Consider the following 11,489-nt stretch of genomic DNA (forward strand, 5'->3'; position numbering starts at 1 on the left):
TAAAAAATTAAACTACTAATTGATGTTTTGAAACATAATCTTCTGGAATTAAACAAGACGAAATCTCATTTTGGGAAACCATCACTTTAATTTTATCACCCACTTTATAGTCGGTCAAGAAAGAATGATCTTTAGTTAACGCTTCATTAGTTTTTTTCCTACCATTTCGTTTATAATAGCAATAAGTCACATTTACTTGTAAAGTACTACTATTATACACCTTATCTCCAGATTGAGAAACAAAAGCATTACCAACATCAATACCTAAAATTTCAGCTTCTTTAACGTCGCCAGTTTTATACAATAAATATTTTTTTCTAGCTGGCACAATACTAATGGATAAGAATGTAATGCCTAAAATTGCAAATACTAGCGGAATAATACAAAACACCCATTTCATAGCGAATGTAAACGGTTCTACTCCCATCATCGCAGACTGATTTTGGTAAAATTTAATTGAAATAGTATCACCAACATTAAGATGTGAAACTTTGGGCCAATCTATGGTTTCAAATTCATCATTAGCTGGTTTTCCATTGCTTTTGTATTGATAAGAAAAAACAACAGGGCTCTTTCTATTGTACTTTACATTATACTTTATGTTTATATACGTGATGCTGGCCTTTGTTTCTGTGCCTAATAATTCAATATTTTTATAATCGTAGTCTTCGTATTTGCTCCTTTTACTGTTTGAAATTGTATTTACTAAAAACAAAGTACCAATAGCGGTTAAAGTAAAAATAAGTCCGACCCATGCAAATGCCTTTTGTTCGAACATAAGTTTAAAAAACAAAGAAAACGGAACAGTTCTTTTCTTCAAAATTATCAAGATTAACTATATAATAAAGCTATGTTAAATATTGCTATAAAAGAAATAGCCCATCTTTAAATTTCCCTATAGAATTATTTATAATACTTCCGTTGCTATTGGTCAAGACGAAGTTACACCTTGGTTAGAAGCATTTGTAAATGCGAAAGAATGGTGTGTAGTGAATAAGAAATAAGTTAGATAAATTCTAATATTTGAAATCCTCTTGCGCTAAGAAATGTAGGAGGATTTTTTTGTTCTATTTGAATATAACTAATAATTACTAATTAGGTCTTACATATTATAACTTTTAATCCTAATATAACACCTAAGGAAAATATAACACAGTATAAATGTGATGATGCATGATAGCTTAAGGGTAATATCAACACTTTTCCAATTTAATAATAAGCTAAAAAACAGAAAAAATATAGGGAAAAAACCCAAAAGAATCGCCCATAATGTCGCATGCAATTGCCAAAAGCGAAATAGTATATAGACTATTGAAAAAATAACAAATCCAATGCCCAGTACGCTTAAGAATAAAATTTGAGCCAGCGGATATAAGAATATAAACTTACCACCTAATAAAAAACAAATTAGCACAATCACTATCGCTAATATCAAATATTGCATAAAAAAGATGAATAATGCTTGTTTCATAAATCCGTTTTATCTATATCCGTAAAAATCCAAATAGTAACCCAAAATTTTTAATTTCAAATATTTTACAAAAACAAAAAGTAATTACCCTTGTAAGGTTTTTTTACCTCTAACTTAAACTATAGAATAGTAAATAAAAGTTTAAAAACGTTAATATTAACACCATCTTGTCTCGTAAAACGAAATAACTATGCACAAGATTTCTAACATCTTATCAATCCCGATGCTGTTAATACTAACTGGAAAGAAGAAATTCATTAAATAATTCATCATGACAAAAAATTAGTATGGCTAGACAACGAAAGCATTTACTGAAAGAATTACAATATAAGTTAGATAAATTCTAATATTTTAGAATCCTCTTTTGCTAATAAGTGTAGGAGGATTTTATTTTCTATCAACAAGCAACATTAATAATTTGAACTATTTTCAATTATAACTATCTTTAAAATTCAACTTAATAAATCAAAATTATGGTATTAGAAGTCGTAAAACTAACAGTTATAGAAGGACAACAAGAAAATTTTGAACGTGATTATAAAAAAGCTGCACAATATATTTCAGCGAGCAAAGGGTATATAAAACATTCCATTCATAAGAGCCTAGAAAAAAGTAATGAATACATTCAATTCGTAGAATGGGAATCTTTAGAAGACCATACTGTTACCTTTTTCGAATCTGAATTGTTCCAAGAGTGGGCAAAATTATTGCATGATTACTACGATCCAATGCCTACAGTAGAACATTATGAAACTAAAAATCTATTAAGTGAGTAAATAAGTTAGCAGATATCCTACGAAAAATTAATTTATTATCTTTGTAGAAGTCTTAATTTTGTGCAAGACCAACTAAATTTTATATGTAAAATACGTTATAATCATCCTAATCCTTGATTATACCATTTATCAAACAAAAGATGTATACAAAAGAAAAAGCCGTTGTAAATAGTTTCATAGTAGATCATACTATACTAAAACAAGGAATATATGCCAAGGCGTCCAAAACCAACGAATCTAATGTAGATGCATATACGACATACGATATTCGTATGATTCGTCCGAATTCTCCAGAGCGTATGTTACAACCAGATGTAATGCATACTTTGGAGCATTGTTTTGCTACTGAAATTCGTACAATTCTAGGTGACGAAGTTATCTATGTAGGTCCTATGGGTTGTTGCACTGGTTTTTATGTAGTATTAGCAGGGACAAGCAGAACTCCTCAAGATATTCAAGTGTTGATGAAACAAGTGTTGGAAACTATTTTAGAAGAAGGTTATGTAGTGCCTTTTCAAAACCCAGTTAGTTGTGGAAACTATACATTCATGGATTTTGAAAACACGTTGAAAGCTTGTCAAAATTACTTGAATTTGATCAATGAAGGTAAATTAGAATTCGAATACCCATACATTCAAGAAGCATAAATGACACTTAATAAAGATATTAAAACTGTCATTTTAGTTGCTAATAAAAATGAACTAGCTTTTGAAACAATAGATGATTCTATTGCTGTTTATGAAATTGGAGTAGGTAAAGTCAATGCATTAATTTCGCTTTCCAAACTTTATCAGGAAATAAAAGGCTTAGGTATTCATCCAATCTTCGTAAATGTGGGAACTGTAGGTTCGATAAAATATCCGATTGAACATGTCTTATATCCTACCTATTTTGCGCAAGGGGATGCTTATACAGAAGGTTTCTTTTTAGAGAACACAAAATTCTTAGTGGGTAAAGGAGAAATCAAATCTATAGACATTTCGGATTTTGATTACAGTAAAGCTTTACTTACTTCAGATCGTTTTATTAACACTACTACCGCTTTTTATCAAGATATAAAAGACTTAAATGCTGAAGCTTTCGATATGGAAGCCTATGCTTTGGCAGATTTTTGCTACCAACATCAACTGCCTCTTTATATGATCAAAATTGTATCCGACAATTGTGATGGTACAGTCAAAGATTGGGAAAATATTTTGGGTAGAATTTCTGGAAAGCTAGGTGATATAGTGACTTCTTTTCTTAAAGAATTAAAGAACAATTAAGCTTTACTGCAGAAAGCAAATGCAATTAAAAAGTCCTAGATATTTTCTAGGACTTTTTAATTGCATAAGAATACCAAATATTTTATACACCTAAGAAATCTTTTTCTAAAGCTAATGGTTCAATGTAATTTCCATTTTTGTATACGCGCATATTTCCTCCTGAAATTTCATCGATTAAGATAATTTCATTAGTCACTGCATCACGACCAAATTCTAATTTGATATCGTACAATTCTAACTCTTTAGTCGCCAATTCTGCTTTGATAATATCACAAATTTGTTGTGTCAAACCTTTCAATATTTGATATTCTTCTTGTGTCAAAATGCCTAACATTTCCAATGCATCAGCAGAAATAGTAGGATCTCCTCTTTCATCGTCTTTGATCGTAACTTCTACAAAACGATCGAGTGGTTGTCCTGATTCGCAGTAAGCACCATATCTTCTCAAGAAACTACCTACAGATTTGTAACGACAAATAACCTCTAAACCCTTTCCAAACACATTTGCTCGTTTTACAACCATCTCCACAGCGTCAATATCAGCAGAAACAAAATGTGTAGGAATACCCAACGAATTTAGTTTCTCATAGAAATATTTCGTCATTTTCAATCCAGACTTACCTGCGCCTTCGATTGTCAATCCTACCGTATTCGCTCCAGGATCAAATACACCATTCTCCCCCGTCACATCATCTTTAAATTTTAATAATACTTGGTCATTTTCCAAGCTATACACATCTTTTGTTTTTCCTTTGTAGATTAATTGCATTTTATTAATGTTTATAAAGCGAATTATCGCAAAATTCTTAATTAGTTAAACCACAAATATAAATTACCCCAATTGCATATCCTAAACCATAAAGACTTAAATGTTAAATATTTCTAAAAATTCTTGATATTAATAATTTATCATTTACTTTGTAAACCAAAGTACTTTTACAAAACATAAACAGATAAGAATTATGACAATGATTTTAAACAAAAGAAGAAAGATAATACTATCTATTATAGGACTTATATTATTACTACCAATAATTGGTATGCAATTTTCAAATGAAGTAAATTGGTCAGGTTTTGACTTTATTATAGCTGGTCTTTTATTATCTACTATTGGATTAGCTGTTGAATTGCTGTTCCAATTCACAAAAAACAATACGCAGCGATTTCTTTTCTTAGGGATCATATTAATACTAGGCTTTCTAGTCTGGGCTGAAATGGCTGTTGGTATATTTGGAAGTCCTTTCGCTGGAAGTTAGAAAATTATTAAGCTTAATATCTACCCTACTCTTTCTAATTATTTTGATACAAATTCTCAAAAGACCTTGCCCGTCATTATAAAGAATAGGATATCTTTGCAACTGTATGCAAAGATATCCTATTGTCATTATTGGTGCAGGTCCTGCAGGATTAATGGCTGCGCAGCGACTGGCTGAAGCAGGGCTAGAAGTGCATATTTACGAACAAAACAAAGCTGCAGCTCGCAAATTTCTCGTAGCAGGACATGGAGGTTTCAATCTAACACACAGCGAACCAATAGCAGACTTCATATTGAAATATGATAAAGCAGAAATTCAGCATATCGTCCAATTATTCGACAACGATAAAACTATTGCATGGTTAAAAACTATAGGTATAGAAACATACGTTGGTAGCTCGGGCAAAATATTTCCTATAAAATCAATAAAACCAATTCAAGTGCTACAATCTTGGTTGGATAAATTAGCAGAATTAGGCGTACAAATTCACTATGAGCATCAATTTGTAGATTTTGATGATGATAAGATATACTTTAAACATAAAGAAGCAAACATCGAAATTCCATACAACAAACTTATTCTTGGATTAGGTGGTGGATCATGGCAAAAGACTGGCTCTGATGCCAAATGGATTCGCGTATTTAAAAACAAAGGAATACACGTATCCCCCTTATCCGCTGCTAACTCTGGTTATAATACGACCATAACCTTCGATGATTTGGAAGGTCAAGTATTGAAAAATATTGAAGTCCAATTCGGCACTGTGCGCAAAAAAGGTGAAGTCGTTTTCACCAAGTATGGTATCGAAGGAAGTCCTATTTATTATTTAAATAGATTCACTCGTCCTCACTCCTTCCCACTGACCATTCAAATTGATTTAAAACCAAATCATTCGGTAGAAGATATAATTGACAGCTTAAATTCTTCCAACAAAACTGCTGAAATCTTAAAGAATAAACTAAAATTAAATAAAACTGCCCTATCCTTACTTAAAAGATTGGATAAAGTAACATACACCAACTCCAAGCTATTAGCTGAAGCTATTAAGGCATACCCAATACATATTCACAGCTTTCGCCCTATAGATGAAGTCATCTCGACAGCGGGTGGTGTCAAATTTGATGAACTAAACGAGTCTCTTTCGCTAAAGAAATTCCCCAATATTTATTGTATCGGCGAAATGTTAGACTGGGAAGCGCCTACTGGCGGCTATTTATTACAAGCTTGCTTTAGTACAGGAGATTACTGTGCAAAGCAAATTATTAATTCAAAATCATAAAACCTATGTATCCTTATCATAATAAAATAAAGCAGCGTATTCAAAGTGGTGAATTAGTAAAATACGAATACGTAGATAAATATAAACTTATACAACCTGCTTTGGTATTATATTTCAAAACCGAACCTTATGTACGTCCTATACGTGAACATCGTTTTGAAGAATACGAAAAATTTTTTAAAGAACTAGATATCAAAGCTTAACCTACCTTCTTAAGAACTACTTCTTTAGGAAAACTAAACTGTTGCTTATCTAACTGCACAAAGATTGTAAAGCGTGTACTAGTCGTATTGGAATTTGAAAATTTCAGATCTTGTAGTTTTACATTATCCATTTTCAAAGTATCATTCGGTCTTATTTCATATGTTTTTTGGTTTACATTCAAATCCAAATTAGCCATAGTTGCAGATTTATTCACGACAAATAAGTGAAAAGATCTATTATCCTCAGGAACAAAAGTTAAGGACTCTTTTGCCGCAAGATCGAATGTTTTTATCTTCTGCCCAGTAATACGATTAGTCTGAACAACGCATGATGTTGAAGAAAATAAAAATCCTAAAAAATATAATCGAAGTAATTTCATATGAGTGGTGTTTGTATAGTAGACGCAAACACCAAACATATGGTTGCATAGTAGTGTAAAAAAATATTGAATTATAATATTGCACCTGCGCCAGCATCAGCTACAGCGTGATCATCCTCCACAGTACTGCCACTTACACCTATTGCGCCGATGATCTCTCCAGCACGATTTTTTATCACCACGCCTCCCGGAAATGTGATCAACCCACCATTAGAATGTTCAATATTATACAGTGAGCCTCCAGGTTGGGACAATGAACCAATAATACCAGTATCCATATTGAAATATCGTGCAGTACGTGCCTTCTTCTGAGAGATATCTATTGAACCTAACCACGCGTCATCCATTTTATTGAATGCGACTAGATTCGTGCCGCTGTCTACGACAGCTATATTCATTTTTACGCCCAGGGATTCCGACTTCTTGATTGCTGCATCAATGATTTGACGGGCTTGCTCTAATGTAATATTAGCCATATTTATCTTGTTTATATATTGATTATAACGTACTTTAAAGATCTACAATTGATTTTACCTTGGTTATAACCATAATGTCAATTTGTATAACAATAATGACAACCACTGAATCGACAATATGAAGCACTTTATAGATTTACTATCCATCCTTACACCCAAACATCTGAGGCAAGGACTAGAGAACAGAACCCGATTCGATTGTGGGGATTTCGAAATCAATATCTTCGAAACTTTCCAATCGTCAACCAAGGTATTGATCCAATATGATGGGCTTTCTATATCTTCTATGCTTCGTGGCCACAAAATCGTTAACTCTCACAATAGCACCAACTTCATCTTCGAATCAGGCACTACTTTGATACTACCCGAAGGTGAAACCATCTATGCAGACTTCCCCGAAGCCAATAACAATAACCCCGTACAGTGTGCTACGATATTAATACCTAGTGAAAAATTAAAAAGTCAATTGAAATCTTTGGCCTTATTATATCCAGATAGAGACTGGACATTAGATTATAGTAATTTCCATTTTAACAACAATTCTGAATTAGCGAGGGCATTCAACGAATTGTTACTTCTTACCAAAGAACCAAACAGAAATCTAATATTAAATGATTTACTATTAAAATCCTTTCTACTACGCATCATCTATGCACAACAAGAGCATAGCGCTGAAATGAATTTTCTGCAACTAAATCACCAGCTTTTCAAAGTCAAACAATACATAAAAGAGCATATCTCAGAGCCAATCCCTATGGACAAACTAACCGAAATAGGCAATTGTAGTAAACGAACTTTATTTAGATTTTTTGAAACTTACTGCCACCGTACCCCTGGTGAGTACATATTACACGAACGTATGGCGCTAGCACGAAATCTTTTATTGCGCCCGGATAATAATATTTCCAGCGTAGCATTTACAGCTGGATTTACGTCTTTGAGTTATTTTGCAAAACAATTCAAATTGCATAATAACTGTACGCCTAGAGAGTTTATCAAGAAATTCAGAGCATAATCTTACTGCCCTAATTCCTTTATATAATTTTTAATGACGGATGATATGCGGTATAAAACGGCTTTTGTCTGTCGTGATAGGCATATCTGACTCACGAAATGAAATCCCACAAGACTCCTGACCAATCACCCAACTACCTATAATTGAAAAACCTGTATCCTCACGGTGCAATGTAGCCAATTCTTGATACACATAGCCCTCTTCACCATACTCGCCTTCAGTATCAAATATCATTTCATTATCGTAATACATCTCTATATTAGCGCCCTCACGAGATAATATAGGCTTACGCACATAATGTTTCAAATGACTTGGTTTTTCAAAATAAGACGCCAACAAATATGGATGATTAGGGAATAGCTCCCACAATATCGGCAAGATAGCTTTATTCGATAGCAACATCTTCCACGACGGTTCGATCCATTGCGCTTCGCTACTATCATTCACAATATTGAATCCAAAGTCCTCGCGCACCATCCATTCCCAAGGATATAATTTGAAAATAGATTTGATCTCCTCTCCTTCTAGATCAACAAAAGCTCTACCATCCCAGCCAATATCATCGATATATACCAACTTCGTATTGATACCTGCTTGTATAGCCGTATCACGTAGGTATTCAACATTTGTCAAATCTTCTAGTGTCTCCTTAGCACAAGAAAAGTGTAAAATATCCCCCTTTAAAAAAGGTTGAAGTCCTTTCCAGCTTTCAATCAACTGTTCGTGGATGCTATTGAATTGATCAGTCAATTCAGGGAAATAATGATTCTTCCAATTCCATTGTACAATACCTGTTTCGAACAATGAAGTAGGCGTATCCGCATTAAACTCCAACATCTTAAGCTCACCATCACTAGGATCAAATGCAAAATCAAATCGACCATAGATCGAAGGATCATCATTTTCCCAACTGCGCTCGATATGATGAATCATATAAGCAGGGATATGAAATTTGCTATATAATTTATGCTGAATCACATATTCTACAGCTTGTAGACACATATTCCATAGCTCATTGGTCGCCTTATAGATCATGTCAGCATCCTTGGCACGTATCTCATAGTAATAGTCATCCACCCAATACGGTACCCCACCCAAGCTGTGATAACCATAGCCGATAGATTCCAATCGAGATTGCCAATTGGGGTCTATACGTAGTTTCTTAATGTGCATTACGATCCAGCTGAAGCTCTAGGTGTAGATGAAACTGCCGATTTACCAAATCCGCCACGCTGTGCATTGAAAGCAGAAGCTTTAGCCGCATTCGTACCCGATACAGATTGTGGGTGTAAGCTATTATTGGCATAGCCTAGCATCCCGCCCATATGTCTAAAAGCCATGAACCACAATAACGAAGATCCCATTCCCATTCCACCTCCGTTACCTTGGTTGTAATTATTACTTACCTCGGTATACTGCGCTGTGGAATCAGCACGCATGAAGACACGTTGTTTATCATTAGATGAAGTATTCGGCTGCCCACAAGAGGCCAACACGGATGTAATCAATACTAATTGTATATTTCTAGTTGTTGTTTTTCTCATTATTGTACAGTAACATAAATTGGGACTTTACCTAAGGTATTTGCTGTATCTACAGATCCCCAAGTTTTAGGAGCAAGCTCTGTTTTGATGGTATCAGATTTGGAAGCTACTTGCTCCCCATTATACCAAATATGTTGCGTAGTGATATGCAAAACGCTATCGCCTTGCGTTACTGTTTTAAGAGTAACCTCTCTGGCAGATTTCTTATCCAATTGCTCTAATGACTTTTCTTCGGGTTTATTTGTACAAGAAGCCAAAACAAACAAAGTCGATAGTAAAAACAAATATTTCATAAAATGTATAGTCTCTAGTACAAATATAACATCTTCAGCGGTATTAATTGTAATATTCCCCCATTACTTCAATGGAAATGACGATGTATTAACACACTTCCGTACGAATAAATAAGCACAATGCGGTACACCATTTTTCATCATAAAGTAGAATCAGTGATATTTCCAAAATTAGGACAGACATTTTTTCAATTTAAAAAATGGATCCCTCCATTTGATAGTTAGACTGATTTTGGAGGACTTTAAGTAATTATTAGAAGTACAACCCTAATTTTGTTTTAACAGAATTAAGAATATTATATATTTATAAAAACAAATTGATAATATGAAAACAATAGGAAGATTATTTGGTATACTTTCACTTATTGGGTTATTTCTAGGCTTTATACCACTTTTAGGCTGGCTAAACTGGTTAAATATTCCTTTTGCAGTAATAGGATTATTGTTTTCCATTATTGGTAAAAGTAGAGGTGCTATAATAATATGTTTGGTTGCGATATTCTTAGGTGTATTTAGACTATCGATAGGTGGAGGAATTATTTAATTAACAAAAAAATACAAGGGTAATATTTTGAATATTACCCTTGTATTTTTTGTTATAAGATAAATCGATATTCTAATCTCTCACTTCCATTCTTAATTCTTCCTGCATTAATTTTGTTGTATTTCCGACTTTGTATTCATAACACAAAGAAAACACATTAAATTTACGACCAAAAGATTCTTCCACTTTGAATACATTGGGATAGCGCGTATCGTTATCTATTTGACGTATCACAAGATCTTTGTAAGGCTTTATAGTCACACTATTATCCGCTCCGACCTCAAGCATCATGGACGTTTTAGCGATACTTTCTTCATTACTCGCAAAAGATTCTATACCAGCAATTACACGTACGCTATTCTTTGATAACGGAAACAATTGTTTGCTAGCAGCTGTAATCGCCCCATCTTGTAATCCCGACATGGTATAAAATGAGTTTGTTGCTTGTGAGGCATATTGGTTATATATCATCACTTTATAAAGCACATTACTTTTTTTTGAATTGATCTCAATTCCGTTCTCTGCCATTGCTTGTAAACTGATGAAATATGTCGAATCTGGAGACAATCCCTCTGGACGCAATTTTACTAAAGCACGGCCTGTACGTTCGCCAGCTTTTATAATAATTTGAGATGATGGAATTTCGTATTTATCCTTTGCTAATAACTTGGCATATAATTTTGTATCTGCATCGTATAAGGACCAATTGTATCTATCAAAAGGTATCGTATCTTGGACTAAATTAATTGTCAAATCACTTTTTGGAGCATAAGAACCTCCAACCGATGCTGTGATATACCCTAACACTTCTTCACCATTTAACGGGACTATTTCTTCAAAATTATTATGGTAGGAACTACTGATTAAAGCCACAACATTTTTATACATTTCCTGTTCAAATACATCCTTATCATTACAAGAAAACAGAAAAAAAGGCAAGCTTAGTAGTACTGATATTCTACGTTTCATTTTTTTAATTTTACAGTT

Annotated in this window: 16 protein-coding genes; 8 read left to right on the plus strand and 8 right to left on the minus strand. The window is 33.4% G+C overall.

Annotated features, from left to right (window positions below):
• Nucleotides 1-7: 7 nt before the first annotated feature.
• Nucleotides 8-778, minus strand: coding sequence for a hypothetical protein (locus IPZ78_RS01025; protein WP_225551061.1), 771 nt, complete (start codon nt 776-778; stop codon nt 8-10).
• A 1,166-nt stretch (nt 779-1,944) separates the two neighbouring features.
• Here IPZ78_RS01025 and IPZ78_RS01030 point away from each other — a divergent pair.
• The 3 genes from IPZ78_RS01030 (at nt 1,945) to IPZ78_RS01040 (ending at nt 3,512) form a co-directional block, all read left to right on the plus strand.
• On the plus strand, nt 1,945-2,247 hold the full coding sequence (locus tag IPZ78_RS01030; RefSeq protein ID WP_225551062.1) for an antibiotic biosynthesis monooxygenase family protein: 303 nt from the start codon (nt 1,945-1,947) through the stop codon (nt 2,245-2,247).
• A 140-nt stretch (nt 2,248-2,387) separates the two neighbouring features.
• A complete protein-coding gene (locus IPZ78_RS01035; RefSeq protein WP_225551063.1) occupies nt 2,388-2,894 on the plus strand; it encodes an S-ribosylhomocysteine lyase in 507 nt (168 codons plus the stop codon).
• On the plus strand, nt 2,895-3,512 hold the full coding sequence (locus tag IPZ78_RS01040; protein ID WP_225551064.1) for a 5'-methylthioadenosine/S-adenosylhomocysteine nucleosidase family protein: 618 nt from the start codon (nt 2,895-2,897) through the stop codon (nt 3,510-3,512). It abuts the gene before it with no gap.
• An 82-nt stretch (nt 3,513-3,594) separates the two neighbouring features.
• Here the strand turns inward: IPZ78_RS01040 and IPZ78_RS01045 are convergent, their stop codons facing one another.
• The gene (locus tag IPZ78_RS01045) at nt 3,595-4,281 is read right to left on the minus strand and encodes a phosphoribosylaminoimidazolesuccinocarboxamide synthase (RefSeq protein ID WP_225551065.1); all 687 of its coding nucleotides are present in this window, start codon (nt 4,279-4,281) and stop codon (nt 3,595-3,597) included.
• A 193-nt stretch (nt 4,282-4,474) separates the two neighbouring features.
• Here IPZ78_RS01045 and IPZ78_RS01050 point away from each other — a divergent pair, with 193 nt between their 5' ends.
• The 3 genes from IPZ78_RS01050 (at nt 4,475) to IPZ78_RS01060 (ending at nt 6,250) form a co-directional block, all read left to right on the plus strand.
• Complete coding sequence (locus tag IPZ78_RS01050) at nt 4,475-4,768, plus strand: hypothetical protein (RefSeq protein ID WP_225551066.1); 294 nt, start codon at nt 4,475-4,477, stop codon at nt 4,766-4,768.
• Nucleotides 4,769-4,874: 106 nt separating this feature from the next.
• Nucleotides 4,875-6,047 (plus strand): BaiN/RdsA family NAD(P)/FAD-dependent oxidoreductase, encoded by a 1,173-nt coding sequence (locus tag IPZ78_RS01055; protein ID WP_225551067.1) that lies wholly within the window; start codon nt 4,875-4,877, stop codon nt 6,045-6,047.
• Nucleotides 6,048-6,052: 5 nt separating this feature from the next.
• Entirely contained in the window at nt 6,053-6,250 is a 198-nt protein-coding gene (locus tag IPZ78_RS01060; RefSeq protein WP_225551068.1) for a hypothetical protein, read from the plus strand.
• Here the strand turns inward: IPZ78_RS01060 and IPZ78_RS01065 are convergent.
• Both IPZ78_RS01065 and IPZ78_RS01070 read right to left on the minus strand, forming a co-directional pair.
• On the minus strand, nt 6,247-6,630 hold the full coding sequence (locus IPZ78_RS01065; RefSeq protein ID WP_225551069.1) for a hypothetical protein: 384 nt from the start codon (nt 6,628-6,630) through the stop codon (nt 6,247-6,249). The genes IPZ78_RS01060 and IPZ78_RS01065 overlap by 4 nt on opposite strands.
• A gap of 71 nt (nt 6,631-6,701) precedes the next feature.
• The gene (locus tag IPZ78_RS01070) at nt 6,702-7,106 is read right to left on the minus strand and encodes a GlcG/HbpS family heme-binding protein (RefSeq protein ID WP_225551070.1); all 405 of its coding nucleotides are present in this window, start codon (nt 7,104-7,106) and stop codon (nt 6,702-6,704) included.
• Between the two features lie 118 nt (nt 7,107-7,224).
• Here IPZ78_RS01070 and IPZ78_RS01075 point away from each other — a divergent pair, with 118 nt between their 5' ends.
• Complete coding sequence (locus tag IPZ78_RS01075) at nt 7,225-8,121, plus strand: helix-turn-helix domain-containing protein (RefSeq protein WP_225551071.1); 897 nt, start codon at nt 7,225-7,227, stop codon at nt 8,119-8,121.
• 30 nt (nt 8,122-8,151) lie between these two features.
• Here the strand turns inward: IPZ78_RS01075 and IPZ78_RS01080 are convergent, their stop codons facing one another.
• The 3 genes from IPZ78_RS01080 to IPZ78_RS01090 are packed head-to-tail and all read right to left on the minus strand — an operon-like array spanning nt 8,152 to nt 9,958.
• Nucleotides 8,152-9,294: a glutathionylspermidine synthase family protein gene (locus IPZ78_RS01080; RefSeq protein ID WP_225551072.1), complete on the minus strand. Its 1,143-nt coding sequence runs from the start codon at nt 9,292-9,294 to the stop codon at nt 8,152-8,154.
• A complete protein-coding gene (locus IPZ78_RS01085; RefSeq protein WP_225551073.1) occupies nt 9,294-9,665 on the minus strand; it encodes a hypothetical protein in 372 nt (123 codons plus the stop codon). The genes IPZ78_RS01080 and IPZ78_RS01085 overlap by 1 nt, the downstream gene beginning before the upstream one ends.
• The gene (locus IPZ78_RS01090) at nt 9,665-9,958 is read right to left on the minus strand and encodes a hypothetical protein (protein WP_225551074.1); all 294 of its coding nucleotides are present in this window, start codon (nt 9,956-9,958) and stop codon (nt 9,665-9,667) included. Before IPZ78_RS01090 ends, IPZ78_RS01085 begins: the two co-directional genes overlap by 1 nt.
• 325 nt (nt 9,959-10,283) lie before the next feature.
• Here IPZ78_RS01090 and IPZ78_RS01095 point away from each other — a divergent pair, with 325 nt between their 5' ends.
• Complete coding sequence (locus IPZ78_RS01095) at nt 10,284-10,502, plus strand: hypothetical protein (RefSeq protein ID WP_225551075.1); 219 nt, start codon at nt 10,284-10,286, stop codon at nt 10,500-10,502.
• A 72-nt stretch (nt 10,503-10,574) separates the two neighbouring features.
• On the opposite strand, the gene IPZ78_RS01100 is transcribed toward IPZ78_RS01095, so the two are convergent.
• Nucleotides 10,575-11,471: a BT_3044 domain-containing protein gene (locus IPZ78_RS01100; protein ID WP_225551076.1), complete on the minus strand. Its 897-nt coding sequence runs from the start codon at nt 11,469-11,471 to the stop codon at nt 10,575-10,577.
• Nucleotides 11,472-11,489: the final 18 nt, after the last annotated feature.

The organism is Sphingobacterium bovistauri, from assembly GCF_020295405.1.
GTDB lineage: Bacteria > Bacteroidota > Bacteroidia > Sphingobacteriales > Sphingobacteriaceae > Sphingobacterium > Sphingobacterium bovistauri.